We start from the raw sequence: 26,341 nt of genomic DNA on the forward strand, positions 1-26,341 counted from the left end.
CCTAGAACCTAGAACCTAGAACCTAGAACCTAGAACCTAGAACTAAGAACTACGCGTCAATTAAATCTTCAACACCAACAATCAGCCAAGGCGCATCATCGCTGGTGGCACGCTCTAAGTGCCAAATTTCTAAAATAGGCTGTTCTTTATTATCGCCTAAGTCACGGTACTTCCCTTTAAAACGTACACTTACTTGCCATTTTTGTGTGTCGGTATCGGCACGTACAAGTTCTGCATCAATAAACATCACGTCAGTTGCAACGCTGTCAATCGCTTCACGTTCCGCTTTAAATTCAGCGACTAGTTCAGGGCTTAAGTATTCAGCCATCGTTGCATAGTCAGCATTATTCCATGCTGTTTGCAATGTATGATAATGGCTACGCGCACCTTGTAAAAAGCCGTTAGTATCAAAGTTAGCGGGTAAATTAAACGGTACGTCATTGGTTTGACTAAATCCACTTGTAGTGGTGTGCTCAGGCGCAGTTTGTCTCATTTTCGGTGCAGTAAATGCTCCTTGGCCGTGCGCCATTACAGGGGCGTTTTTACGACGTATTATACCGATGATAAGTTTAAAGATAATAAAGGCAATACCTGCCATTAAAATTATCTCAAGTAGTTGCATCCCTTCAAAGTCATCGCCCATCATTGCGGCGATTAATCCACCGGCTAATAAGCCGCCAAAAATACCTGCCATCATGCCTTTTTTGCTTGATTTTGGTTTTGCAGCAGGGGCGAGGGTATTGGTATCTGTTTGTTGTTTTTGTGCGGTTTGTTGTGTTTCTGGTGTTTGGCCACGTTTTTTACTACCAAACTTTTTACGTGCTTGTGCATCAAAACTTGCAGTACATAGTAGAGCAAGCAATGAAAATATAACAATCAGGTTTTTCATGAAGTTCCTTAAAACAAATTAGAACGGCGATTCTAAAGTAGTTCAGGAATTAGATAAATAGCGACAAACGGAATTAGCTCTAAAATGCTCAGTAGCTTGGTCAATAGACTAATTTAAAAGCAATTATTGGTTAAAGCGGGAAGTATATAACGATTGTTTCGTGAAGGTATAAATTGCATTGCCGCCATAATAACGGCAATGCAAAAGGAAGGTTAATTTAACCAGCGGATCGCACCATTAATACGATCATTGTAATTTTCTAATGGCGCACCAAGACTTGCTACTAAAATAGTATCTGCGTCAGCACCACGGTTAATATGGCCTTCAAAACGATCGTCTTGAAAATCATCGTCGCCGATGCCAAACGATTGCTGTTTTGATGGCACTATAAATACCGTCATCGGGCCATAGTCTGATTCAAAAACCAGGTGTAATCCCTTTTGGCCTTTAAAGTCACAAAACATTAGGTAAGTCACTTTACCTGGCAATTCATCTAAATGGCCGCCTAACACAGCAAATTTTTCATTTACCGTTGCTAAGCTGATTGCTTCGGTCTTTTGCAGCGAATTAATTTCATAGTAAACATGAGCAAGCGCATGTTCGCCAGCTGCGTACGCGACATTTTGTTCGCTGCTAAATAAAAATGCTCCCACAGCCACTAATACTGAGGCTGCCATGGCAAGTGGTAAACGAGCACGTTTAAAACGTGTACTTGCCTCAACTACATTATCTGTTCGTTGCGGCGGTGTTTGCGCGCTGGTATCAGCTGGTGCTTGGTTGAGTTGCTCAGTTGTGACCGACTCGTTTTGTGCATGCGCTGCGGTGTTTGCTAAAATACGCTCGGCAAGACCTGCTGGCACCGGTACGTCAAGTGCATTGGCAAGCTCTAAATCAAAGGCCTGCATATCATTAATAAATTCTTGTCGCTCAGAGTGTTGCTCTGCAAACTCCACAAGCTCCTTATCTGTGCTGTTTGGGTGTGCGCTAATTCGGCGACGAAACTCGAGATCATCCATTAATTTGATGCCCCTTTAAGTTGTTCATCATCACGGCTCAATGCCTCTTTTAACTGGTTTCTGGCGCGGTATAAACGCGTCATAACCGTGTTTTTATTTAAATCTAATATTTCTGCTATCTCTTCACCGGAGCAGCCCATAACGACTTGTAATAATAATGGCTCGCGGTATTCATCAGGTAACTTAGCGATTTGACGTTGGATCACTGTTTGTTCCATTTCGTCATCCAAGGTGACACTTTTTTCGTCAACTAAGGTGTCGTTTTCAACATCGCTATAATCAAATTGTTTGCGTTCAAAACGACGGGCATTTTCCCGGCGTAAAATCGTCAATAGCCATGGCTTAGCTGCTTTTTGATCTAATAATGAATCCAGAGATCGCCAAGCACGTAAAAATGTTTCTTGGACAAGATCTTCGGCAATATTAGGGTCGCGGCAGAGCCAATAAGCAAAGCGATATAATTCGCTATGATAAACATGAACAAGTTTTTCATAGCGTGTTTTTTTCTCTGCCATATCAACTAAGACCTGACTTTTAGAGTTTTCATTTCCAAGCATAAGCACTTTTTTATTTATTTTAAGTTATTTACTATTTGAGCGCGGGGATTGCTCCCCGTCACTTAAACTCTATTTATAAAGTCCTTTTAATACAGCTTGTTGTGATTTTTTTTGTACTTTACGTTGCTCTTCTAACATGCCGACAATCGCAATTAAATCAACATCTGTATCATTAGGACTATAGAGTGCAGCCCTTAGTTTAGCAATATGTTGACTAAGCTGTGCATTATCAGCTAGTTGTTCGAGCTTGTCTATTGCACCGCTCGATTGTTTTGTTAAGTGCATTGCGTAACGATTTAGCGCCTGATAAAAGGCACTTACATCATTGCTTTTAGCGTGTTTCTTTAATTCATCTAATGAAATTGATGAATCACTATGGGTTACTGTCGGCTTTGCTTGCATCAAGCTGCGCTGAGATTGACTGCGCCACCATAAAATCAAGGTAATAAACCATAATAAATAACCAATCACACTGATAATAATTAACCATAGCGGATACTGATTTATCGGCGTTGCTTGATAACTTATTGCTGCAGCATCTGTTGTTGCGCTTTGTGATGGCGTAAGTGGCTGCGCAGCAACGGCTGCTGGAGTGCTTGTGCTACTAGGTGTTACTGTAATAGTACGAGCTGGTAGTGTTGCATAACTGATCCGGTTAATCTTGGTGTTATACCAAGGCACGCTTACCTCTGGCAGTGTATAAGTGCCTGGCATCTGTGGTAACAAAGCGTACGAGGCTGTTTGTTGTGATATTACACGACCATCGCGAACCAAGTGATTATTTTCTTTTTCATCTGGGTAACTGCGAATACCTTTGATTTCAGGCAGTTCAATATCAGGTAGTTGCTCTTTGGTGATACCAAGTGCAGTTAAGGTCAGCGTTCGCGTAATAGGTGTACCCACTTCTACTGTGTCGTCAGCGGGTTGCCATTGCTCATCTAAATTAACTAATTCACTAGGCAGCCATGCACCTTGGTAGTCACTTGGTATCGGTTTAATTTCAATATCGACATTATCACCCAGTGCAGATACATCTAATTGGCGATAGTCTTGGCGAATTCGACCTTGAAAAGTTGGTGCTTGAATCGTGTAACTACCACTTTTTTGGGGCTGTACTAAATACTCGCGAGTGATCACTAAGTAACGCTTACCATCAACAAGTTCATAGTTTTCAGTCTGCTTGCCGATTTGACTTAGCTGCGCATCGGGCATCGCGGGGGCACTTAAATTACCATCAAGTAACTCTTTGGCAAGATATAGCTTAACCGTGTAAAGCCCTGCCTCTTGAACAAATAGGCTGTCACTTGAAAGCGATGCTTTAATAAAAATATCGTTGTTTTGCTGCGCATCTTTACTGCGTTCAGCCACTTTTAATGCAATGGGCGCAGAGCTGACACCAGCTACACTAAATGCTGGGATTGTATAATCACCGGCAGTGCGGGTCATAAGTTTAATAGACCAAGTGGTTTCTTTTGAAATACTACCATTAATGATGTTTGTGCGGGTGCTGACACTGGTGCGGCCAACCACGAAGTCTTTTAACAGGACTGAGGTATCAGGTTGATCATTTTTTATGGTGTCATCTGCACTGATATTGAGCATAAAAAATTCACCCGCTAGTACCGGGTTTTTATCAACACTGGCTTGTAATTGCGTAACGGCCCACGAGGGCATAGCGCTGATAAGCAATAAACAACAGATTAATCGCATTACCATGATTTTTCGACTCCTTGTGGACGGCGTTGATTGTTTCGTTTTTGGGCTTCTAATTGCATTTTGTTACGTAACAGGATTGCGGGATCATCGGGTACTTTTCGCAATAACTGACTAAGCTGCTGCGCTTTCTCTTTCTCTTCGTTGGTAAGCTCTGCGGTTTGTGCTTGCATAGCTTGTTGCTTTGCCGCTTCTTCAGCTTGTTGCTGTTGTTCAGGAGTCATTTGTGGCTGCGCCTGCTTATCATCGTTTGCAGAGTCATCTTGGGGCTCGGTTTGCGCATCTTGTTGCTGTTGCCCATCAGTTTTATCACCTTGCTCAGGTTCCGCCTCCATTTGTGGCTCGTTTTGCTTGTCAGTTTGTTGATCAGATGGTTTGCCATCTTGCTGATCATCACTTCGCTTAGATTGATCGCCTTGTTGAGATTGCTGGTCCTGATTTGGCTGTTCACCTTGCTGTGACTTATCTTTATTTTGCTGATCTTGACCTTGTTCACCATCTTGGCTTTTTTGATCTTGGTTTTGTTCGCCGTCTTGGCCTTGTTGATTTTGCTGCTGTTGCTGTTGATTTTTCAATTGCTCAACGAGTGCCTGATTTTCTTTTGCTTGGGTAAAGTCGTCTTGCAAAGTTTGTGCTTGCTGATAGGCGGCAATTGCTTCGTCTAGCTTGCCTGCCTTTGCTAGAGCATTACCGTAATTATATAAACCAGTGGCGCTTTTATCTTGGCTAAATTGTGCCAATGCAGCATTAAAATTACCTTGCTGGTAAAGCGCCGCGCCTTTTAGTTGACTAGAATCTGCTGTGGCAGCTTGCTCATATTCACCTTGTTGATAGGCGTCCAGCGCACGTTGATCTTGATTTTTAAATACCGAAGGCAGCTCTACTGCATAAGCATTGTGTTGCGGTAAAAAGCTCACCACTAAAAATGCAGCTGCAAAAGCTCCTCGGCGAAAAATCCACAGCATCATTGGCAGTAAAATAAACAAGCCATAAATCCCCGCATCAATACGCCAGAGCGCTTGACTTTGTTTTTCATTTTTCAGTATTTCACTATTTGCACTGGGAGCAAAAATTTGAATATCGCGGGCACTCGGTTGATAAGTCGCAAATTTACCGCCACTGTTTCTTGCTAGACCATTAAGCATACTGATGTTGATGGTGGGCACCACAATTTGCCCGTAACTATCTTTTAAAAACCCACCTTCAGGAAGTTTAATTGGCGCGCCTTGCTCTGTTCCGATACCATAAATGTTTAATCGATAAGGGTTAGCGTCTGTAAATTGGCTGATATCTTGTTGCTCACTTTGTTCAATACCATCTGTTACTAAGATAATATCGCCTTCAAGATATCCGGCTTGTGTTAATAACTCTTTTGCAGCATCAAGCCCAGCAAGTACGTTGGAGCCTTTATCAGGCATGATATCTGGGCTTAAACTTGGGATCAGGTTTTCAAGCGTCGCGGCATCATTGGTTAGCGGCGAAATGGTATAAGCAGTGCCTGCATAGGCCACTAACGCAGTGTCACCTTCTTTAAATAGTTTGATCATATCCAGCGCTTTGAAGCGCGCTTGCACTAAACGACTGGGCGCAATATCCGTGCTGTACATCGATAGCGACATATCCATCACAATTACACGGGCATTTTTGCTTTGAAATACCGGCACTTGTTTTTCTTCAAAACTGGGCCCTGCGCTAAAAATGACGGCTAACACTGCAAAGAGGGCAATTAGCCACATGGGTTGCGTGTTTTTTTGGTTGTTGGTGTTGATCACAAATTTTGCTAAGTGAGCTGCTATTAATTCACCTTGGCTGGTTTTCTTGTGCTTTATTATTGCAATAGTAAACACTAAACACACAGGAACTAATAACCACAATACGGTCGGGCGGATAAATTCAAAGTCCATTAGGCCTCCTGTCTTAATGCTTTTGCACTGATAAACATAACGCGCAGACCAATCAAGGTCAGTGCAATTAATAAAGGGAAGTAAAATAACGCACTTTGTGGGCGAAAGGTTTGCTCATCAGCGCTGATCGGCTCAAGTTTATCAAGTTCTTGATAAATTTGTTGTAAGCCGGCAACGTCTTTTGCGCGAAAATAAAGGCCGCCAGTTTGTTCGGCAATACGTTTTAGCAGGGTTTCATCTAAACTACCTCCGCTCATGCCTCCCATATTAAATAAGCTAAAGCCACGCGGATTATCAGAGCCTACGCCGATGGTATACACTTTAATGCCTTCTTCGCGGGCAAGCAGTAGGGCTTCTTCTGGATCTAAGTTACCGGCGGTGTTTTGACCATCTGTTAATAACACCACAATGCGATTGCTTTCATCTTTACTGGCAAAACGTTTTACTGATAAGCCCAGTGCATCGCCAATGGCGGTGGCACGGCCAACCAAGCCTATTTGCGCTTCTGATAGCATTTGGCTTACGGTTTTAACGTCTCGCGTTAGTGGTGTTTGTAAAAATGCCGTATCACCAAATAAAATCAGCCCTAAACGATCGCCTTGACGTTGCTCAATAAAGTCACTTAATACCGCTTTTACCATAGTTAAACGGTCAACATATTGGCCCTGATAAGCCATATCTTGCTCGGTCATTGATCCTGACAAATCCACAGCTAGCATGATATCGCGGCCTTCGTTAGGTAAGGTAATTGGCTCATCAAGCCAGGTTGGGTTAGCTAAAGCGGTGACTAAAAGCAACCAAACCAACCATTCAAATATACTAATACCACGCGCCTGTTGCTGGACAACTTGCGCGCCTAAATTGTGTTTGGCGAAGCTTGGAATACGTAAGCGGGTATTGCCTTCACTGTGCACTGGCTTAAATAAGCGCAACAACCAAGGCAGCGGTAATAATACAAATAACCAAGGCCAGCTAAATTCAAACATTCAGCGGCTCCTTTAATTTAAATTGCACAATGGCGAGTTTTAATTTCTGTGCCAGCGCAGTTTGATTGCTTTGTGATTGATAAAGGCTCATCAGCTCGTGTTCAGTAAATTGTTGTCCGGTCAGCTTATTTAGAGTAATACACCATTGTTTCGTGCCTTGTGATGCAGCACTTTGCTGATAATAGTGTAAAACCAGGCGTTTAATTAAAATATGTAGTTGCTGGGCATCTTCTGCGTGTTGTTCACTGAGGGAAATAGCTTGGCGTTTAGCTTTTTTAAACTGCCGTGCCCGGTACAACTGGTAACTTATAAAGCTTACAGTTACGAGTAACACGACAATGATGAGCCACCAAATAGGTGCTAAAGGCCACCAAGAAACATGGCTTGGCACAATCACATCATGGAGGCCAGCTAATGGAGAGGTTTGCATATTACTTTCTCACTAATTGCAGCTCAAGAGGTGTGGCTGCATTGAATGATATTAAATTAAGACCCGATTTAGTTAAGCGTTGCATTCGTGTGGTAAATGCTTGCTCAGCAGTTTTAGCAAATTTATCACGAAAACTTTTATCCATCAGCGGTAACGCAAAGTCACTGCCGTTGGCGCTAACCGTTACTGTTTGTTTAAACGCCGGTAGCTGATGCTCAAATGGGTCGCTAATATGGCAGCCGATCAGTTCACAATGTCGACTCAGTATTTCTAGTTGTTTAAAACTGGCATCATCAAGGGCGCTAAAATCTGACACTAAATAGACTAAGCTGCCCGGCTTGGCTAAATGATTCAAACGTTTTAGATTATCACTGAGTTTATTGTCTGCGGGCTCATCAATCTGCGCGAGTGCTTGCTGGTGGTTATTACACAAATTGTGGCATAGTTTTAACACGGCTTTTTCGCGGGCGCTGGGCTTGAGCTCTAAATGACCGTGTTGATTAAACACTATGCCACCGATGCGATCGCCGCGTTGGCACGCTGACCACGCAACCAAGGCACTGATATGCGCAGCTTGCACAGATTTAAGTAATAGCTTTGAGCCAAACAGCATTGAATTAGAAAAGTCTGTAAACACAAACACTGGCCGTTCTTTTTCTTCTTGAAACAACTTAGTGTGTGTTTCGCCAGTACGTGCTGTAACGCGCCAATCAATTGAGCGAATATCATCGCCTTGTTGATAATGACGTACTTCAGCAAACTCCATACCACGGCCTTTATGAGGCGCGAGATATTGGCCGGTCAGGCTATTTCTAATTTTAACTTTTGGCGCAAGCTCTAATAAGCGAGCTTTCGCTTTATAATACATCAGCTCTTTCAAGCCTAAGTCGACCCCATGGCTATGACTTAGGCTGAGCCACTGTTGGTTATCTAATTGGCTTTGCATGGTTTATGGCACGGCAACAAGTTCTAAAATACGGCTAATGACTTGATCTTTAGTAACGCCATCGGCTTGTGCTTCATAACTTAAAATAATGCGATGGCGCAGAACATTATGTAACACAGCTTGAATATCATCTGGAGCAACAAAGTCACGACCTTGTAACCATGCATGAGCACGGGCACATTTATCTAAGGCGATGGTGGCACGCGGACTTGCGCCATATTCAATCCAGCTGCCTAATTGGGCGTCTAGTTTTGCGCCTTCACGCGTTGCAATAATAAGTTGCACTAAATATTGCTCAAGTGGCTCAGCTAAATACAGCCCTAAAATTGCTTTGCGAGAGGCAAATAAATCGCTTTGACTAATTTGTTGTGCTGGTGCTTGATGCTCGCTCAACGCTTCGCCACGGGTAAGGCGTAAAATATCAAGCTCATGCTCGGCGCCTGGATAATCAATACTTAGGTGGAGTAAGAAACGGTCTAATTGCGCCTCTGGTAGCGGGTAAGTGCCTTCTTGCTCCAGTGGATTTTGGGTTGCCATCACCATAAATAAATCCGACAGCGGATAAGTGTTTTTACCAACCGTGACTTGGCGCTCAGCCATGGCTTCTAATAAGGCTGATTGTACTTTAGCTGGGGCACGGTTAATTTCGTCGGCTAAAATTAGGTTATGAAATAGTGGGCCTTTCTCAAAAACGAACTCGCTGGTCTGTTGGCGGTAAATATCAGTACCGGTTACGTCAGCAGGTAATAGATCTGGGGTAAACTGTACGCGTTGGAATGAGCCTTCAACGCCTTTGGCTAATGCATTTACTGCGCGAGTTTTAGCAAGCCCTGGAGGGCCTTCTACTAATAAGTGACCATCGGCTAAAATAGCAATAAGTAGTGCTTGCGTTAATTCTGGCTGGCCAATAATTTGGCTATCTAAATAAGTTTTTAATTGTGAAAATACGTTAGTGGCCATAGTAAAAAAACTGTCCTGATTTGCAAGGTTTATAAAAGCTTAACTAGTAATATGGGTAAATAGTTTATAACACAAGTGTTAGACTCAAGTTTTCAAAATAGTTCGTTATTTTTTAACGATTTTTACCCTAGCATAGAAAGCGCAGTATTTTTTGTAAATATGCTAAAAAAAGCCTATGGTTGGTAACTAATTATACTATTTTCAATTTCGCTATTGGCTTTAGCACACGGGTTGTTTAGAATCGAGGAAACAAACAGGTCAGACCTGTCAGCGGGAGAGCATTAATGTCTGAGCAAAATATACTAAAAACAGCAAAGGGCGATCGTATTGCCATCGTCAGTGGTTTACGTACGCCATTTGCTAAACAAGCAACTGCATTTCATCATGTACCAGCCCTTGATATGGGGAAGTTAGTCGTTAACGAAATGCTTGAACGCCTTAACTTTGATAAATCTGAAATTGATCAATTAGTGTTTGGTCAAGTAGTACAAATGCCAGAAGCGCCAAACATTGCCCGCGAAATCGTATTGGGTACTGGTATGCCAGTATCTGTTGATGCGTACTCCGTATCACGTGCTTGTGCTACTAGTTTTCAGGCGATTGCTAATGTGGCTGAATCAATCATGGCAGGTTCGGTGCAAGTGGGTATTGCTGGTGGTGCAGACTCGTCATCGGTATTGCCAATCGGCGTAAGTAAAAAATTAGCAGGTAGCCTTGTTGATCTCAATAAAGCACGTACCTTAGGTCAGCGCTTAAAAATATTCTCTAAGCTGCGTTTAAAAGATTTATTACCAGTACCGCCTGCGGTTGCAGAATATTCAACTGGTTTATCTATGGGTCAAACTGCCGAGCAGATGGCAAAAACTCACAGTATTAGCCGTGAAGATCAAGATGCCTTAGCACATCGTTCACATACTCTTGCTAGCCAAGCATGGGCAGATGGTAAACTTGCTGATGAAGTGATGACTGCACATTTACCGCCGTATAAAAGTTTTATCGAACAAGATAATAATATTCGCCATAATTCAACGGTTGAAGGGTACGCTAAATTAAAACCAGCGTTTGACCGTCAGCATGGCTCAGTCACTGCTGCAAACTCAACACCGCTAACTGATGGTGCAGCAGCGGTATTAATGATGAGCGAAAGTAAAGCCAAAGCATTAGGCTATAACATTTTAGGTTATGTACGTAGCTTTGCATTCTCTGCCATTGGTGTGAATGAAGACATGCTAATGGGGCCGGCTCATTCAACGCCTGTTGCCTTAGCGAGAGCTGGCATAACGCTTGCCGATCTTGATTTAATTGAAATGCACGAAGCCTTTGCAGCACAAACGTTAGCGAACATGAAAATGTTTGCCTCAGATAAGTTTGCGCAAGAAAAACTCGGTCGCAGCAAAGCGATTGGTGAAATTAACATGGATAAGTTTAACGTTTTAGGCGGTTCGCTTGCATATGGTCATCCATTTGCAGCCACCGGCGCACGACTTATCACCCAAAGTTTACATGAACTCAACCGCCGTGGCGGTGGCTTAGCACTAACAACTGCGTGTGCCGCAGGTGGCTTAGGTGCAGCCTTTGTATTGGAGAGTGCGTAATGACACAGTCAGTATTTAATTTAGACGTTGATGATAGCGGTATTGCCGTTGTCACCATTGATGTGCCGGGCGAAAAAATGAATACCCTGCGCGACACTTTTGCAGATGATTTAACAGCCTTACTTGATGACGCAAAACAGCAGTCAGTGAAGGGCATGGTATTCATTAGTGGTAAAAGCGATAACTTTATTGCTGGTGCTGATGTAAAAATGCTTGATAACGTGCAAAGTCGTGATGATGCACTGGCGATCAGCGAATTATGCCACCGTGCATTTTTTGATATGAAAAAACTGCCATTTCCAACTGTTAGTGCCATTCATGGTGCGGCATTGGGTGGTGGTTTAGAATTTGCCTTGGCGTGCGATTATCGCGTATGTACAGACAGTGATATCACTAAACTAGGCTTACCTGAAGTACAACTTGGTTTATTACCCGGTGGTGGTGGAACGCAACGCTTGCCTAAACTGGTTGGTTTGCAAAAAGCCCTTGAGTGGACGTTAACAGGTAAACAAATTCGCGCTAAACAAGCTAAAAAATCGGGTTTGGTAGATGATTGTGTACCACAGACCGTATTGCTAAAAGTAGCAAAAGAATTTGCTTCAAAAGGTAAAGCGAAAGCGGCCAAGCCTAAGCTTGATCGTATTAGCCAATTATTAGAATCGAATCCGTTTGGCCGAAACTTCATCTTTAAAAAAGCACAAGAAAATGTACTGAAAAAAACCGGTGGTCATTATCCTGCGCCGTTGGCTATTATCAAAGCAATACGCGCAAGTGTTGAGCTGGATGAACTAAAAGCTTATAAAACAGAAGCGGAAGGTTTTGCTACTTTAGTAATGAGTAGCGAATCAAAGTCATTACGTGGGATATTTTTTGCCACCACTGAAATGAAAAAAGAGTGGCGCAACGACGACGCTCCAGCAATCACTAAAACAGCCGTACTAGGCGGTGGTTTAATGGGCGCAGGTATTGCCCATGTTAGTGCTGTAAAAGCCGGTGTACCAGTTCGTATCAAAGATGTTGCAGAGCAGGGCATAAGTAATGCCATGAATTACAGCTATAAAATTTTAGATAAAAAGCAAAAGCGCCGTATTTTATCTAAGGCTGAACTGCAACAAACTATGAACCGAATTACTGGTACAACTAACTACAGTGGTTTTAAACACATTGATTTAGTGATTGAAGCGGTATTTGAAGACCTAAGCCTTAAGCAAGGTATGGTGGTAGATGTAGAACGTGAATGCCAAGCAAACACAATTTTTGCTAGTAACACGTCATCATTGCCTATCTCACAAATTGCGGCAGAAGCTGCCCGTCCAGAGAATGTAATTGGCTTACATTATTTCTCACCAGTTGAGAAAATGCCATTGGTTGAAATCATTCCACACGAAGGCACCTCAGAAGAGACTATCGCCCGGATTGTAAATTTTGCCCGTAAGCAAGGTAAAACACCAATCGTTGTTAAAGATAGCGCAGGCTTTTACGTTAACCGTATTTTAGCGCCTTATGTGAATGAAGCGGCTAACTTATTACTGGCAGGTGAGCCAATTGAAAAGATTGATGCGGCACTCGTTGAGTTTGGTTTCCCTGTTGGACCATTAGCACTATTAGACGAAGTCGGCATTGATATCGGCTCTAAGATTGCGCCAATTCTTGAAAAAGAACTCGGTGATCGTTTTAAAGCACCCGATGCGTTTTCACGTTTAATTGATGCCAAACGCTTAGGCCGGAAGACTGGCCGTGGTTTTTATCTTTACGATAAGAAAGCTAAAAAAGTAGACGAATCAGTTTACGAATTACTCGGCGTGAGCCCATCACCACGTTTAAATAAAAGCGAAATTGCTAAACGTTGTGTGGCACAAATGCTTAACGAAGCTGCCCGCTGTTTAGACGAAGGCATTATTGCCAGTCCTCGTGATGGTGATATTGGCGCAATCTTTGGTATTGGCTTCCCGCCATTTTTAGGTGGTCCATTTAGCTATATGAATAAACTTGGCGCAAACAAAGTAAGCTCAGAAATGGCTACTTTTGCTAACTTTAACTCGGTATTTGCGCCGTGTGCAGCTTTAGTTTCGATGGCTGATGCTGGTGCAAGCTTTTATCAGCCTGAGTCTACACAGCCAAGTAAAGCAGTTGTGGTAGAACAAACCGTGGCGGCTACGCAAGACGTTACCGATGTAGAACCTGTCGAAGCGGTTGAGGCTCAAGAAGTTATTGTTCCGCCAGCGCCAGCTACTGAAGCTGAATCGGTAACCGACACGCCCCCAGCCGATGCAAGCGATGATAAAGTGAAATAGTATTTAATTGCTAGTTATAAAAACGCACGGATAGTTTGAAGTGCGTTTTTTTATGCCTAGAATTTAAAAAATTTAGTTGCTGAAATCATTTTGCTTTGTTGTTATAACAGGGGCATCCCTAACTGATACCGCGTAAAGACGAATAATGAACATCAGCACTGCAAGATTACAATTGAGGCTCCTTGAACAAGACGATTGGGCGTTTTTTTTAGCTTTGCATGATGAGCCATGCGTTATTGAAAAATGTTTTGACAGGCCTTCTGATACGCAAATACGTAATAAGTTTATGCAGCGGTTGGCGCCGGGGCACCCTACAGCCAATAAGTCTTTGTGTTTGATGATCATTGAAATAAAAACAGGCAAAAAAGTGGGCGTTACAGGGCTTACAACATCCTCATCAAACACTCCCGAAGTTGGTTATCTGTTAATGCCTGAGTTTTATGGTCAAGGTTATGCAACTGAAGCACTACAAGCATTTTTAACATGGGCGACGACAGCGTTTAACATTCAACAATTTACTGCTGTGGTTACGAAAGGGAATGTAGGCTCAGAAAAAGTGTTGGCTAAATGTGGCTTTAAGTTAGTTAGCGTTGAACCGTCAGCTTACGAAATTGGTGGGGTATTATTTGATGATCATCATTTTTTACTAACGTGTACGGAGTAAGGCTAAGTTGTACTGAACAAGTAGCTTGCGCAGTACAACATAAAATTGTGACTTACATATGAATTTCAATCGCTTTGCGATCTTTTTCCGGCATATTGGCAACCACTAAGTTAAATGAATTATCAATCATACGTTCAATTTCACCTTGCGGGATTGAGCCATCTAAAATAACAGTATTCCATAACCGTTTATTCATATGATAGCCCGGGATCACTGAAGGAAAAATATCACGAAGTGATTGCGCTTCATCCGGGTCGCATTTTAAATTCATCCACCAAATAGGGTTGCCGTCTTCGTCAGTTTCCCCTTCGTTGCCAACCGATAAAGTGGCAAACATTTTATGGTTTACTTTATATACATCAACTTCTTGGCCGAAAGGTTGGGTAACCATAACCAGAGGTTTTTTTGCTAAATACTCATGTGCAGTGTGCTGATCCATGATCCAGTCCTTGAAGTCATTTTTGGTAGTTTAACCATAGCAGCTTTTTCGTAGTTTAGTCATGAAAAATCGATTAATAGGTAAAATTTATGAGTAAATACAGGCCCTACGAGAAAAATAGCGGTATGTGATATTTTCTTATTGAAGAAAATCCAGTTCGTGGTATGTTTCTGGGGATTTATAAATTATAGGGAATACACTGATGCCAAAGGCAAGTGAAGTTAAAAAAGGTACTGCGATTGAGTTTAATGGCCGCGTTTTAGTGGTTAAAGATATTGTTCGTTCTGTACCACAAGGCCGTGCTGGTGGAAGTTTGTACCGTATGCGCTTATACGATGTAGTAACTGGTAGCAAAGTAGATGAAACATTCAAAGATAGCGACATGTTAAAACTAGCTGATTTAACTCGTCGTGAAGCAATGTTCTCGTATTTAGATGGCGAAGAATACGTATTTATGGATAACGAAGATTACACGCCATATAATCTTAATAAAGAAGCGATCAGCGAAGAAATTTTATTCGTCAACGAAGAAACCCAAGGCGTGCATGTCATTGTAATTGATGGCGCACCAGTGGGATTAGATTTACCATCAAGTGTTGAACTTGTGGTTGAAGAAACAGACCCTTCAATTAAAGGTGCTTCAGCGAGCGCTCGCTCTAAACCTGCACGATTATCAACTGGTTTGATCATTCAAGTGCCGGAGCATATTTCTACAGGTGACCGCATCCGTATTAATACCGCAGAGCATAAATTTATGGGCCGTGCTGAAAAATAAGTACGCTGCCTGTATTGATAAAAACCGACATCTTTGTCGGTTTTTTTATATCATTATAATTTATGCTCATTATTTGCCCGCAGTACTTTAAATCAGTGCATGCTTTGGTTACACTGCGCGCTCATTTTTTAAACTGAAAGAACGAGGCTGCTTTTGTATTTTCTGCTCAGCGTAGTATCTATTGTCGTTATGTATTCACAGGCAATTAAAAAAGGTATGCCAGTTAAACGCTGGTTGGTGCTAGCAGGGTTGTTAGGCCCCGTTGCATGGTGCTTGTTTAACTTACATTATCGTCGTGCACTAGTGCGCTGTGTGGGTATACAAGCGTGCACATGGCGACCATAGGCTGTCATTTATGCCTGTTGTACTAAACTAAGTGCCGCTTGGTTTTGTTGTTTCTTCAAAAATTCTGTAAATTCAGCTCGCGATAAAGGTTTTGAATAATAGTAGCCTTGCATCGTTTCGCAATTAAGCTCTTTTAAGATTGCAATTTGCTCTGCTTGCTCAACCCCTTCAGCCACCACATGTAAGTCTAAGTTATGTGCAATGGTAACTATTGAGTCAACCATATTACGGCCTCGCTCTGTTTGCATATCATCAATAAACGCTTTATCAACTTTTAGGGTATTAAGTGGAAACTGCTTTAAATATGCAAGTGATGAGTAGCCAGTGCCAAAGTCATCCATGGCTAAATGAATACCACGGGCACTGAGAGAGCGCATGATCGAAATAGCATCTTGTGGGTCGTCCATTACCGTACCTTCCGTAATTTCAAGTTCTAAAAAGTACGATGGCAAGGCGTGATTTTGTAAAATCACATCAATACGAGTAGTTAGATCCGGTAAGCTAAATTGTTTAGCAGACAAGTTTACCGCAACTCGGCCATTAAATAAGCCAGCATCCAGCCAGGCTTTAACATCACGGCATGCTTTATGAAGTACCACTTCACCAATTTCGATGATTTGCCCGGTTTCTTCTGCGATGGGAATGAACACGCCAGGACTAATAATGCCTTTTTTCGGAGTAATAAAACGCACTAAGGCTTCCATTCCAGTGAATTTACCGGTGCGGATATTCATTTTTGGTTGGTAGTAAACTTCAAAATGATCTTCTTTTAAACCAAATCGCATTAAGTTTTCAATTTGCAGGCGTTTTACTGCTTGGCGGTTCATGGTGTCGTTAAAGAATAAGTAGCTATTACCTTTCTTTTTCGCATGGTACATCGCAGTATCGGCATTTTTAAGCAGTAGTTCTGGGGTATTGCCATCTTCTGGGAATAACACAATGCCGACACTTGAAGTGATCACTAATTCGTGACCTGCCATTTTAAATGGCGTGGCAATGGCGGCTAAAAACTGTTTTGCCATTCTGGTAATGGTATGAATATCGTTAGTGCCAGACATAACTAAGGCAAATTCATCGCCACCTAAGCGGTAAAACACATCTTTTTCACGGGTGAGTTTACTCAACCGCATTGCTAGTTTTGCCAGTAAACTGTCGCCTAGTTGATGCCCTAATGAGTCATTAATTTTTTTAAAGTTATCTAAATCAAATACTAGTAATGCATGGTGGCTGTCTTGTTTTGCCAGCTTTTTAAGATCGGTAAAAAATAGATTTCGGTTAGGTAAGCCAGTTGTACGATCGCGATTTGATAAGTTATGTAGTTGTGATTCGGCTTTTTTACGCTCGGTTAAATCTGAATATACAATGACATAGTTACAAATTTGATTATGTTCATTCTTAATTTCATCGATTGAGATTTCAATCGGTAGTAGTTTTCGCTCACTGTTGCGCAGTTTAACTTCTTGTTGCCAATGGTCGGTAAGACGAACAGTATTTTTAATATCATCAATATAACTTTGCTCGTAACCTGGTAAGGTAAATGGCTTGTTTAAATAGTTATCTCGGTTCCCACCAAACTGCGATAAAAAGCTGGGATTAAGATCAACCAGGTTAAAGTTTTTATCGTAAATGGCTAATGCATCAGTGAGTGATTCAACACATTTAGCGAATAAGTTAAGGCGTGCCTCGGTTGATTTTAATTGCGTGATATCGCGTACCGTGCCAGTCATTCTTAGCGGGTTTAAATTGGTATCTTTTTCAATGATCTTGCCTCTGTCGAGTACCCAATGCCAGCGATCAAAGCTGTCTTTAATGCGATAGCTGGCTTCAAAGAAAGCGGTTTGCTCCGCAAAGTGTTGCTTTAACAGTAATTCAACTTGCGCTATATCATTAGGGTGAATAAGGGCTTTATTAGGTGGAACATCAATGATGGTATTTCTATCCATCATGTATTTATCGTTAATGCGCAGTACTTCACCAGTTTTGATATTCCAATCCCAAAGTGTGTCACCACTGCCTTCAACCGTGCTTTTTAAACGCCGTTCAGAAATACATAATTGGCGTCGTGAGCGGCGTAATTTGTAGATTGTGAATAATAAGTAAGGCAGCACTAACGTAACAAATGCACTCGGTAAATAAAGCATTAAAGTTTGCTGATCGACTAATTGCTCGCTATAGCCCAATGGGCTAAAGCAGAGTAATAATGAGGCGAATATGAATGTGTTGAATATTATTTTTATTATTATCATAGGGCACTTCTGTATTTTGCACTAGATAATCTAATTGAAGCACGGTGTTGTGTCAAAGAGAATGAGAAGAAATCAGCTTTTTTGTCGTTTTGTTTGTTTTAGGTACGCTTAGTAGCTCATATCTTGGTCTATGTTCTGCAAATGTCTCGCGAATATAAGTAACTATCTGCGCAAGACTAAGGTTTTCCAATGCTTCTAACAATTTTTGTTGCATATGAAAGTGATGATCTTGATTACCAATGGCAAGCCACAAGCGTTGTGAACGCAGCCGGAGGTTTTTATCTTTTTCGGCGATGTGGGTGGTTAAGCCATGTTTTTGTTGCTGCCATTGCTCTTCATTTAATTGCTCTAATGAAGCAAGGAATTGCTCAAGAAACGCATTATGACGCTCAAAAATCGCGGTTGCACTGTAGTTAGGTGACTGCACGTAGAAGGCGATGCCCGCACGAGTATTAAAGGGCGCATAACCTGCGCCCACTAGGTAGCCTAACTGTTGTTTGGTACGAAGTTCATTAAAGTAATCTTGATTAATAAGATGGTTTAGCGCCATCATTTTTACTTTTTCAACAACGTCATCGGTTTGTGCTTGGTAATAAATAACCATCGCATGATCGCTACAATTTAGGGTCAGTTGCGAGCGGGTTATTTTGTCTATTTCAAATAACGGACGGGTTAGATCTTCAATCGTTGCTGATTTAGCTAAGTGGTGAGCAATCTTTTTTTGAAACTCAATTGCATCACTTTCTCGCCAATTACCGTGCAAAAATGACTCTACATGCAAGGCATTAAAAAACTCGCGGCGAAAACAATTAAACTGATGAAAGCTGGTATCTTTAAGTGCCACAGCAAGCTGCTCTGGTTCTGGATTCCACGGCATTATTTTTGCACCCAGCACGCTAAATAATTCACCAACGGGTTTATTTTGATTGCTGTTACGCCAATGACGGACTAACTGTTTTTTATACTCGGCAAAACGTTTAGCGCAAATATCGACGTTAAATAACGCTTGGAGTAATTCATCAACTAATTCTAATTGGCTCGATGAGAGTCCCGCAGTGTGCAGGGTTAAACCACCTTGATGTGAGGTTAAGTGATAACTTAAACCAGCTAACTCTGCCGGGTAAAATTGTTCTGCAACACTATCCATAAATAAGTCTGCAAATAGACGAGTAAGTGCCATGTGTTTGATATCTTTAACAGCAAAGTCAGAATCCATCGCCAAATAAAAGTGCCCCTTGGCAACTCGAAAAGTGTTGTCTTGTTTAAACCAAAAATCAAAGCCAGGTTCTTTTACTAATAGTTGTGGGTGATTTTGTGGCTGCTCAACGTCATACAATGACACTTCTTTGGTTAAATAAGGGTTTGCTGTAGGTAATAGCATTTCTGGTAGTGGAGTATTAATTTCGCACAGCGCTTCCAGCCAACAGCTAGAAATACTTTCGATCCGATAGGGCGTGTGATACCACTGAGTGGTATGCTCAGGTTCAACATCAGGATGGATCAACACCAAGCGCATATTATGCGGCGTTAACCATTGCATTGCAGTTTCATGAGCCGTTTGATTAAAACCATCCATGAGATAGTCACCTTGCACATAATTGGCTTCATCGTAGTGTTGCATGTTGATGCTTAAATTACTGACCCAATCGATTAAGCGGGCTTTTTCTTGGTTATCAAAGGCGATTTGTAATAGATTCTTTTTATCTTGATATAAGCGCGGTAATTTATCGATGTTTTGATTAATTAAACAAATATATTCAAACACCATTTCAACGATGTCTTCATAGTATTCAATTCCTTCATCGGTCAGTGCCATGCTGATATTAAAATCTTTAAAGTTGCTACCGTTAATGCCACCTCCAGCAGAGAGGGCATTGATCCAACCTTGCGCTTTTAAAATAGAGTAAAGCGATCCTTGCCCTTCATACCCTAATAAATGCGCAATAAAACTAACGGTTTTATGGCGATAAAAATCATCAATATTAGGCATCGCAAAACTTACTATGAGTTTTTGCATATGCTTATGCGGTTCTATATGCAGTACTTTGCAAAGATCTTGCGCGCGATAAAGTGATGCCTCAATGACGGGTTTTGGTTGCTGCTGACCTTTAATATCATTAAATAATGTAGTTACCCATTGCACCATAGTGTCAATTTCTGCATCAGCGCAGATCACTAGGCTCATCCACTGGGCTTGATAATGGGTGTTAAAAAAATCTCGCAATTCTTTGCTTACACAGCCATTACGATCCGCTAAGGTTTGCTGATTACCCACTGAAAATTTAGCAAATGGATGAGCAGGATTAACGGTTTCTTTGTGTGCTTGATAGATGCGTCGGCCATCGTCTTTTATTTTTAATTTAAATTCAGCATCAATGGCATTACGTTCTTTTTCAGTTTCGCCAGGGTTGAGAGAAGGTGCAATAAAAAACCGGCTAAATTGGCTCAGTGCTTGTGCAAACTCTTGATTGTTAATATCGAAGAAATAACAAGTGTGCTCGGTGCCGGTCCATGCGTTGGTGTTGCCACCGGATTGGGAAACAAAATTACCAAACCCGCCGGATTCCGGAAATTGGTCTGTGCCTAAAAAAAGCATATGCTCTAAAAAGTGCGCGAGCCCTTGTCTATCAACAGGATCGTCAAAGTGACCAGCATTCACGGCCATCGATGCAGCGGCTTTAGTTGAATCTTTATCTTGCACTAACAGGACTTTTAGACCATTGTCCAGTGTGAGGGCACGGTATGTTCTGTTATCATTGCGGCTGATATTCAAATGATGCTCCTGAAACGTTAAGTTTACTCGTTAACAACAATGATAACTTCAGGGCTGCGATTAAATTGCTTGGCGATTTTTACCTGAATATCATAAGCGAAATGTGTGACGTTGTTTTAATATAGCGGACAAACAGGCAAACTGGCTACTGTTTTATATTCTTTAATCGGTTGATTTTTTATGAAAACAATCTTAATAATGCGCCACGGCGAAGCAACACCGATGCAAGCTGACGATGCAAGTAGAAATTTGACCTCGGTTGGCCAACAACAGGCCGAAAAAATGGGTTTATGGTTGCAAGTAACGCATACCCCAACGGCATTGTTAGTAAGCCCTTACATTCGTGCTCAGCAAACAGCTGAAGGAGTAAAAAAGCATAATGCTTTTTTATTCGAAGAAACTTGCAGCGATATAATCCCTGAGGGCAATCCACAAATTGCCGCCGATTATCTAGAAACTCTCATCGCGATGCATCCACAATGCGATACCTGGTTGGTCGTAGCTCACATGCCAATAGTTAGTTATTTAGTTGACCAATTGAGTGCTGGGAATATGCCGATATTTAACACTGGAGCGGTTGCCGTATTGAGTTACGATGAAAGTCGCCATAAAAGCCAATACCTCAGTATTCATGCACCTAATAACGTAGCAGTTTAGCCTCATACCCAAACCTTGCGTTCCTTTTTAAATTTGCTAAATTAGCGACACACTAATTTAGCAAAGACAATTTTATGACAATTGAACGTATTCAAACCGCAACTCGCATGAGTCGTATCGTTAAGCACAATGGTACGGTGTACTTATGTGGCCAAGTATGTGCTGACGCAGAGCAGGGCATCACCGAACAAACGCAAACCATGCTTGATAAAGTTGAGTTACTTTTAAATGAGGCGGGAAGTTCAAAAGAGCATATGCTCAGCGCCACTATTTATGTAAAAAGCATGGATTACTTTGCCGATATGAATGCGGTTTGGGATGCGTGGGTACCAGCAGGTCATGCGCCCGCTCGTGCCTGCGTAGAAGCTAAAATGGCCCGCGATGCTTTGCTAGTTGAGATTTCAGTTGTTGCTGCAATCAAGTAACCCACAAGCATTTAAGGACTTAATATATCCAAATTAATGCGATGAATTTGCAGCCTTTGTATTAAAAGAGGTAAAGCTACTACCTCTTTTTTATTTTGCTTTGAGCATCATAATGAAGCAATACTAAAAAATGGTGATTTAGCTATCTTCACCAATTGGCAAGGTCCGTCAGTGCATGTATTGTAAAGACATTGCTGATACTTTTCGATTGCATAATGGGGATGAGTAATTTAACTTAAAATTTACGCTTGCTTTGGGGATTAATTCATGGGGTTGTTTCTTTTAAATAGAAAGTGCTTATTACTTATTGTTTTAACGTTTTCTTTAGTCGCATGTAGTGATAATTATAATGAAGAGTTTATTACATCAGCTTCTACGCTGAATAAGTCCAAAGCTTTAGCTCAACAGTTAGAAAATTTAAACTTGGTAACCTTAAGTTATCTTAAAGAAGAAATTTTCATCGTTAATAATATTATAATAAATGATAAGAAGAAAACGTATGGTATAGCTCCTGAAGGCGGGTTTTATGAAAGTTACTATATACAATCTGAAAAAAATGCATACGAAAATTGGGACACCATTACGAACAATTTCATCCCTTCTACTATAGTGAAAAGAGAAGATGTACTCGAATTATTATCGGCAATGAAAGCAATCGGCATTACGGATATTTATCATAATAGAACTAATGAAATTTTCACTTTGCAATGGGGAAGTTCAGTGATGAACGGTTATCAAGGTTTAATTTTTGGAGATAAAAGTAGATTAGGTGATGAATACAAAGCTAGTCGGTTTGACGATTTTAAAGAAGTAAATAAAGATACATTTTACTTTGCTGTCAGGTGAGTATTTCCACAGTCCATTCGAACCTTTTTGTTGAGTTGAATTACACTGGCAGTGTCTAAATTACTCCTTTGAATACCTCACGCTTGTTGTCAGTAATGTACGCCCGATGTTTACCTCAACTTAATACCATTTTGATTTAATACATGATCTATTTAAGCTAGAAGAGTTTCTTTCATAAATAACTTGAAACGATTCTATCTCGTTCTTGGAGGAAGCTAAGCCTTTGTTTATAATCAGGTACATTTGAACACTAATTAAATAGTATTGGTGTGATGGCTATAAAGAATTTGCTCAATATATTCCCTGAAGCGGGGATCGCAACATAAAATATCTTTAACAGCGAGGCTATTAATGCCGGTTGCGAGTTTGCTACAATTTTATAAAATCCTGGTGCGCCGATGAAAAATTTAAACGATTGTTTTGAAATAAAGATGACGTTAACCCTTAGCGTCTAAATTCATCACTTAGTGGTCAGTTTTTTTAAATAAGCAAAAACAAGGACAGACAATGAAATCTAACCCAGTAGTACTTATAACCGGAGCAAGCCGAGGAATTGGTGCTGCAACCGCAATTTATTTTGCTCGTCACGGTTATGATGTTTGTATTAATTATAAAACGGATCAACACAGCGCAGAAAAAATAGCAGATCAAGCACGCGGCTTTGCTGTAAAAGCCGAAATAGTGCAAGCCGATGTGTCTGATGAAACGCAAGTGCTGACCCTGTTTACAAAAGTAGATGAGTTATTTGGCAAATTAGATGTGCTTATAAATAATGCAGGTATTTTGAAACCGCAAATGCCATTACTTGAGATGGGAGCCTCGCGTATAAATGAAGTGCTAACCACCAATGTAACAAGCGCTTTTTTATGTGCCCGTGAAGCGATTAAGCGAATGCCCAGTGGCGGCAGTATAGTTAATGTATCATCGGCAGCGGCTAAAACCGGTTCACCAAATGAATATATTGATTATGCCGCATCTAAAGGAGCAATGGACACGTTAACCATTGGTTTAGCCAAAGAAGTAGCCAAGTTAGGTATTCGTGTTAACTCAGTGCGCCCAGGATTAATTTACACCGATATGCACCGCGATGGTGGTGAAGTAAATCGGGTGGAGCGTCTTAAAGACAAGCTGCCATTGGGTCGAGGTGGACAACCTGAGGAAGTTGCCGCTGCAATTTACTTTTTAGCCTCTGAGCAGGCATCGTTTACCACAGGTAGCTTTGTTGATGTAGCTGGCGGTTTGTAAAGGTTAAAGCAATACCGATAACCAAAAACTAAAGCTAATCACACTTAAAACCGTTGACAGTACAACTGCACCGGCTAATGTCACCTGATGTTGACCTATTTGACTGGCAATAAGGTAAGCATTTACACCAACAGGAGAGGCGCTTAATAGCACTAACACGTTCAAAATCTCTCTATCTAATTCAAATGCGTATGCACCGATTAAAAATACCCCAGCAGGAAGTAAAAAAATCTTCATTAACGAGGCGATTAATGCGGGTTGCCAGTTAGCTGCAATTTTGTAAAACGCTAAGTTGGCGCCTAATACAAATAACGCGCAGGCAATGGCGGGGGTCGCTAAAAGCTCTAAACCCTTTGCTAGGTTATCAAACAAAACAATGCCGCTGACATTTAATATTAGTCCGCAGCCGATGCTCAATACAATCGGATTCAGTACCATGCTCTTAGCAAAACTTGACCATGAAAATGCATGTTCGCTGCCCTTTGCGCCGATTAAATAGGTGAGTGCAAACAGCAATGTGCTATGAAAGGTAATGATCATAAAAGCGATGGCGATCATTTCTTTGCCAAGGGATGCAATGATGATAGGAATGCCCACCAACACCATGTTTGAGTAACTCGACGCTAAGCCAAATACACTGTGTTGTTGATAATTTTTTTGCTTAGCTAAATAACAGCGGTCAACCAAAATACCTAAGGCAAATACGCTCAGTACAGGAATATAAAAACTCAGAAAGGCCGATAAACTAATACTTTGCTGTAAATCGATTTGCGACATATTTAAAAATAAAAATGCCGGCAGGCTAATGTAAAAAGTAAACTTACTTAGCCCTGCAATGTGTTGCTGTTCAAAAAACTTTAATTTACAACAACTAAAACCAAGCGCAACAATGAAAATCAGCGGAAAGATGATAGAGAAAATATGCACTGCACTGTTGCCTTGAAATAGGGATAACGTTAACGCTTAGCGTCTAAATTCATCACTTTGTGGTAAGTTTATTAAAATAAGTACCGCACCTTTACCACCGTATTCAAGTGGCGCTTGGTGTATTGCTATGACATCTGGATGCTGTACTAAATATTGCGGCACTTTGTGTCTGAGTATATGTCCACCAATACCATGTACTACACACGCACAGTAGTAATGCTTCTTTTTGCACTCATGGATCAGTCCTGCGAGTTCATCTTTTGCCAACTCCTTATTTAAACCATGTAAATCAAGGGTTAAATCAGGTACAAAGTCACCTCGGCGTAACTGCTTTGCTAAAAAACGATCTTGACCGTCTTGCACATAATTAACCGTTCCGTTGGTATCAATATCTGGCACATATTCATCAGAAAAGAAAAATTCTGCCTGATGTTGCTTTTTTTGCTGGGCAAACAGCTTAGCTTGTGAGATTTTAGGTTTGTTAGCAAAGCGATGCGTGTCTTGTTTAAATACACGGGCACCATTAATACTTTGACGAAACATATCGATGTCGTCAGGGCTAATATCTGCGTTTGAGAGAGGATCTTTTTTCATAGCGGCAGTCTAAACAAAAAAACGCTAGAAATCGAGTGAAAACAGAGTAAAAACTGTGTAAAAAAGCGTTACAATAGGGCAATCATGGGGCCTTAATTGCGCCTCGATTGAATTGATATTTTCTAAAGCAGCAGGTAGATAACGAATATGAGCGAATTATTAATAGAAGAAGCAACCTTAGATGAAGCTGTAGCAGAACTGTCAACGTTACACGATTGGCTACGGTGGACCACGAGTCAATTTGCCAGCAGTGGTATTTTCTTTGGTCATGGAACTGATAACGCATGGGATGAAGCAGTCAACTTGTTACTGCCCGCGTTAAGCTTACCCATTGATGCACCAAAAGAATTAATGCATGCCCGGTTAACTAGCACCGAAAAAAACCGCCTTGCGGGATTAATTGCAGAACGTATAAATGATTTCACGCCAGTACCTTATCTGACTAATATTGCATGGTTTGCTAATATGCCATTTTATGTCGATGAGCGCGTATTGATCCCACGTTCACCTTTTGCAGAGTTAATACATAATCGCTTTTCACCTTGGCTAGCTGAGCCTGAATCGGTAAATCGTATTTTAGATTTATGTACCGGTTCTGGTTGTATCGCGATTGCATTAGCACAAACTTTTGCAGAAGCGCAGGTTGATGCCGTTGATATTTCTTATGAAGCACTCGAAGTTGCTGATATCAATATCACTGATTATCAGTTAAGTGACCGTGTATTACCTATTCAATCCGACGTATTCAGCGGTGTACCAGGGCAGAAATATGACCTGATCGTGGCAAACCCTCCGTATGTAGACGCCGAAGATATGGCTGATTTACCGCGTGAGTTCCACCATGAGCCAGAGCTTGGTTTAGCATCAGGCCATGATGGTCTTGATGTAACCCGTACTATTTTGAGTGAAGCGGCCGATCATCTAACTGATAACGGTTTGTTATTTGTCGAAGTTGGTAATTCTATGGTACACATGGATGCCCTTTATCCAAATGCGCCTTTTGAATGGGTTGAGTTTGAGCAAGGTGGATTTGGCGTATTTGTGATCAGCAAAAAACAACTCGTTGCATATTTCGCAGACTGATCACCACAAAAATCAAAGCCGAGCCTCAGGCT

Annotated in this window: 23 protein-coding genes; 9 read left to right on the forward strand and 14 right to left on the reverse strand. The window is 41.3% G+C overall.

What is annotated here, in order from left to right; translation table 11 throughout:
* Window positions 1-49: 49 nt before the first annotated feature.
* The 9 genes from H5203_RS12385 to H5203_RS12425 all read right to left on the reverse strand — a co-directional run bounded on the left by H5203_RS12385 (window position 50) and on the right by H5203_RS12425 (window position 9,401).
* On the reverse strand, window positions 50-889 hold the full coding sequence (locus H5203_RS12385) for a Tim44 domain-containing protein (protein ID WP_145240341.1): 840 nt from the start codon (window positions 887-889) through the stop codon (window positions 50-52).
* Between the two features lie 212 nt (window positions 890-1,101).
* Entirely contained in the window at window positions 1,102-1,905 is an 804-nt protein-coding gene (locus H5203_RS12390; RefSeq protein WP_182758351.1) for a DUF3379 family protein, read from the reverse strand.
* Window positions 1,905-2,462, reverse strand: coding sequence for a sigma-70 family RNA polymerase sigma factor (locus H5203_RS12395; RefSeq protein ID WP_149983044.1), 558 nt, complete (start codon window positions 2,460-2,462; stop codon window positions 1,905-1,907). The genes H5203_RS12390 and H5203_RS12395 overlap by 1 nt, the downstream gene beginning before the upstream one ends.
* A 69-nt stretch (window positions 2,463-2,531) precedes the next feature.
* A complete protein-coding gene (locus H5203_RS12400) occupies window positions 2,532-4,178 on the reverse strand; it encodes a BatD family protein (RefSeq protein WP_182740091.1) in 1,647 nt (548 codons plus the stop codon).
* Window positions 4,172-6,079 carry a VWA domain-containing protein gene (locus H5203_RS12405; RefSeq protein ID WP_182819818.1) on the reverse strand — a complete coding sequence of 636 codons (1,908 nt, stop codon included), beginning with the start codon at window positions 6,077-6,079 and terminating at the stop codon, window positions 4,172-4,174. The genes H5203_RS12400 and H5203_RS12405 overlap by 7 nt, the downstream gene beginning before the upstream one ends.
* Complete coding sequence (locus H5203_RS12410; protein WP_145240351.1) at window positions 6,079-7,065, reverse strand: VWA domain-containing protein; 987 nt, start codon at window positions 7,063-7,065, stop codon at window positions 6,079-6,081. Before H5203_RS12410 ends, H5203_RS12405 begins: the two co-directional genes overlap by 1 nt.
* A complete protein-coding gene (locus H5203_RS12415; protein ID WP_145240353.1) occupies window positions 7,058-7,495 on the reverse strand; it encodes a DUF4381 domain-containing protein in 438 nt (145 codons plus the stop codon). Before H5203_RS12415 ends, H5203_RS12410 begins: the two co-directional genes overlap by 8 nt.
* 1 nt (window position 7,496) lies before the next feature.
* Entirely contained in the window at window positions 7,497-8,441 is a 945-nt protein-coding gene (locus H5203_RS12420) for a DUF58 domain-containing protein (RefSeq protein ID WP_145240355.1), read from the reverse strand.
* 3 nt (window positions 8,442-8,444) lie between these two features.
* Window positions 8,445-9,401, reverse strand: coding sequence for a MoxR family ATPase (locus H5203_RS12425; RefSeq protein WP_064667661.1), 957 nt, complete (start codon window positions 9,399-9,401; stop codon window positions 8,445-8,447).
* A gap of 284 nt (window positions 9,402-9,685) precedes the next feature.
* Between H5203_RS12425 and fadI the strand changes: the two genes are divergently transcribed.
* The 3 genes from fadI (at window position 9,686) to H5203_RS12440 (ending at window position 13,954) form a co-directional block, all read left to right on the forward strand.
* Window positions 9,686-10,996, forward strand: coding sequence for an acetyl-CoA C-acyltransferase FadI (gene fadI / locus H5203_RS12430; RefSeq protein ID WP_145240359.1), 1,311 nt, complete (start codon window positions 9,686-9,688; stop codon window positions 10,994-10,996).
* Window positions 10,996-13,290 carry a fatty acid oxidation complex subunit alpha FadJ gene (gene fadJ, locus H5203_RS12435; protein ID WP_182819819.1) on the forward strand — a complete coding sequence of 765 codons (2,295 nt, stop codon included), beginning with the start codon at window positions 10,996-10,998 and terminating at the stop codon, window positions 13,288-13,290. The genes fadI and fadJ overlap by 1 nt, the downstream gene beginning before the upstream one ends.
* A 145-nt stretch (window positions 13,291-13,435) precedes the next feature.
* Complete coding sequence (locus H5203_RS12440) at window positions 13,436-13,954, forward strand: GNAT family N-acetyltransferase (RefSeq protein ID WP_182819820.1); 519 nt, start codon at window positions 13,436-13,438, stop codon at window positions 13,952-13,954.
* A 52-nt stretch (window positions 13,955-14,006) separates the two neighbouring features.
* Here H5203_RS12440 and H5203_RS12445 read toward each other — a convergent pair whose 3' ends face one another.
* Window positions 14,007-14,393, reverse strand: a complete 387-nt coding sequence (locus tag H5203_RS12445; protein WP_145240364.1) for an MmcQ/YjbR family DNA-binding protein — start codon at window positions 14,391-14,393, stop codon at window positions 14,007-14,009.
* A gap of 202 nt (window positions 14,394-14,595) precedes the next feature.
* Here H5203_RS12445 and yeiP point away from each other — a divergent pair, with 202 nt between their 5' ends.
* Window positions 14,596-15,168: an elongation factor P-like protein YeiP gene (yeiP, locus tag H5203_RS12450; RefSeq protein WP_145240366.1), complete on the forward strand. Its 573-nt coding sequence runs from the start codon at window positions 14,596-14,598 to the stop codon at window positions 15,166-15,168.
* A gap of 353 nt (window positions 15,169-15,521) precedes the next feature.
* On the opposite strand, the gene H5203_RS12455 is transcribed toward yeiP, so the two are convergent.
* Window positions 15,522-17,654, reverse strand: a complete 2,133-nt coding sequence (locus H5203_RS12455; RefSeq protein WP_257326390.1) for a bifunctional diguanylate cyclase/phosphodiesterase — start codon at window positions 17,652-17,654, stop codon at window positions 15,522-15,524.
* Window positions 17,655-17,811: 157 nt separating this feature from the next.
* Window positions 17,812-20,532, reverse strand: coding sequence for an insulinase family protein (locus H5203_RS12460; RefSeq protein WP_182731359.1), 2,721 nt, complete (start codon window positions 20,530-20,532; stop codon window positions 17,812-17,814).
* Window positions 20,533-20,712: 180 nt separating this feature from the next.
* Here H5203_RS12460 and sixA point away from each other — a divergent pair, with 180 nt between their 5' ends.
* From sixA to H5203_RS12480, 4 genes are all read left to right on the forward strand, one after another.
* A complete protein-coding gene (gene sixA / locus H5203_RS12465) occupies window positions 20,713-21,189 on the forward strand; it encodes a phosphohistidine phosphatase SixA (RefSeq protein WP_182819821.1) in 477 nt (158 codons plus the stop codon).
* Window positions 21,190-21,263: 74 nt separating this feature from the next.
* On the forward strand, window positions 21,264-21,614 hold the full coding sequence (locus tag H5203_RS12470; RefSeq protein WP_149983028.1) for a RidA family protein: 351 nt from the start codon (window positions 21,264-21,266) through the stop codon (window positions 21,612-21,614).
* 267 nt (window positions 21,615-21,881) lie between these two features.
* The gene (locus tag H5203_RS12475) at window positions 21,882-22,460 is read left to right on the forward strand and encodes a hypothetical protein (protein WP_145240375.1); all 579 of its coding nucleotides are present in this window, start codon (window positions 21,882-21,884) and stop codon (window positions 22,458-22,460) included.
* A gap of 507 nt (window positions 22,461-22,967) precedes the next feature.
* Complete coding sequence (locus H5203_RS12480; protein ID WP_182761601.1) at window positions 22,968-23,705, forward strand: SDR family oxidoreductase; 738 nt, start codon at window positions 22,968-22,970, stop codon at window positions 23,703-23,705.
* A 3-nt stretch (window positions 23,706-23,708) separates the two neighbouring features.
* Here H5203_RS12480 and H5203_RS12485 read toward each other — a convergent pair whose 3' ends face one another.
* Window positions 23,709-24,632, reverse strand: a complete 924-nt coding sequence (locus tag H5203_RS12485; RefSeq protein WP_182819822.1) for an AEC family transporter — start codon at window positions 24,630-24,632, stop codon at window positions 23,709-23,711.
* Window positions 24,633-24,668: 36 nt separating this feature from the next.
* A complete protein-coding gene (gene smrB, locus H5203_RS12490; protein ID WP_145240381.1) occupies window positions 24,669-25,226 on the reverse strand; it encodes an endonuclease SmrB in 558 nt (185 codons plus the stop codon).
* 147 nt (window positions 25,227-25,373) lie between these two features.
* Here smrB and prmB point away from each other — a divergent pair, with 147 nt between their 5' ends.
* Window positions 25,374-26,309: a 50S ribosomal protein L3 N(5)-glutamine methyltransferase gene (gene prmB, locus H5203_RS12495; protein WP_145240383.1), complete on the forward strand. Its 936-nt coding sequence runs from the start codon at window positions 25,374-25,376 to the stop codon at window positions 26,307-26,309.
* Window positions 26,310-26,341: the final 32 nt, after the last annotated feature.

Source organism: Pseudoalteromonas sp. SG41-1 (assembly GCF_014164575.1).
Classification (GTDB): domain Bacteria; phylum Pseudomonadota; class Gammaproteobacteria; order Enterobacterales; family Alteromonadaceae; genus Pseudoalteromonas; species Pseudoalteromonas rhizosphaerae.

Bases quoted from the DNA above. Each gene is read 5' to 3' on its own strand.
- H5203_RS12385 (WP_145240341.1), bottom strand. From the start codon at position 889: ATGAAAAACCTGATTGTTATATTTTCATTGCTTGCTCTACTATGTACT.
- H5203_RS12390 (WP_182758351.1), bottom strand. From the start codon at position 1,905: ATGGATGATCTCGAGTTTCGTCGCCGAATTAGCGCACACCCAAACAGC.
- H5203_RS12395 (WP_149983044.1), bottom strand. From the start codon at position 2,462: ATGCTTGGAAATGAAAACTCTAAAAGTCAGGTCTTAGTTGATATGGCA.
- H5203_RS12400 (WP_182740091.1), bottom strand. From the start codon at position 4,178: ATGGTAATGCGATTAATCTGTTGTTTATTGCTTATCAGCGCTATGCCC.
- H5203_RS12405 (WP_182819818.1), bottom strand. From the start codon at position 6,079: ATGGACTTTGAATTTATCCGCCCGACCGTATTGTGGTTATTAGTTCCT.
- H5203_RS12410 (WP_145240351.1), bottom strand. From the start codon at position 7,065: ATGTTTGAATTTAGCTGGCCTTGGTTATTTGTATTATTACCGCTGCCT.
- H5203_RS12415 (WP_145240353.1), bottom strand. From the start codon at position 7,495: ATGCAAACCTCTCCATTAGCTGGCCTCCATGATGTGATTGTGCCAAGC.
- H5203_RS12420 (WP_145240355.1), bottom strand. From the start codon at position 8,441: ATGCAAAGCCAATTAGATAACCAACAGTGGCTCAGCCTAAGTCATAGC.
- H5203_RS12425 (WP_064667661.1), bottom strand. From the start codon at position 9,401: ATGGCCACTAACGTATTTTCACAATTAAAAACTTATTTAGATAGCCAA.
- fadI (WP_145240359.1), top strand. From the start codon at position 9,686: ATGTCTGAGCAAAATATACTAAAAACAGCAAAGGGCGATCGTATTGCC.
- fadJ (WP_182819819.1), top strand. From the start codon at position 10,996: ATGACACAGTCAGTATTTAATTTAGACGTTGATGATAGCGGTATTGCC.
- H5203_RS12440 (WP_182819820.1), top strand. From the start codon at position 13,436: ATGAACATCAGCACTGCAAGATTACAATTGAGGCTCCTTGAACAAGAC.
- H5203_RS12445 (WP_145240364.1), bottom strand. From the start codon at position 14,393: ATGGATCAGCACACTGCACATGAGTATTTAGCAAAAAAACCTCTGGTT.
- yeiP (WP_145240366.1), top strand. From the start codon at position 14,596: ATGCCAAAGGCAAGTGAAGTTAAAAAAGGTACTGCGATTGAGTTTAAT.
- H5203_RS12455 (WP_257326390.1), bottom strand. From the start codon at position 17,654: ATGCTTTATTTACCGAGTGCATTTGTTACGTTAGTGCTGCCTTACTTA.
- sixA (WP_182819821.1), top strand. From the start codon at position 20,713: ATGAAAACAATCTTAATAATGCGCCACGGCGAAGCAACACCGATGCAA.
- H5203_RS12470 (WP_149983028.1), top strand. From the start codon at position 21,264: ATGACAATTGAACGTATTCAAACCGCAACTCGCATGAGTCGTATCGTT.
- H5203_RS12475 (WP_145240375.1), top strand. From the start codon at position 21,882: ATGGGGTTGTTTCTTTTAAATAGAAAGTGCTTATTACTTATTGTTTTA.
- H5203_RS12480 (WP_182761601.1), top strand. From the start codon at position 22,968: ATGAAATCTAACCCAGTAGTACTTATAACCGGAGCAAGCCGAGGAATT.
- smrB (WP_145240381.1), bottom strand. From the start codon at position 25,226: ATGAAAAAAGATCCTCTCTCAAACGCAGATATTAGCCCTGACGACATC.
- prmB (WP_145240383.1), top strand. From the start codon at position 25,374: ATGAGCGAATTATTAATAGAAGAAGCAACCTTAGATGAAGCTGTAGCA.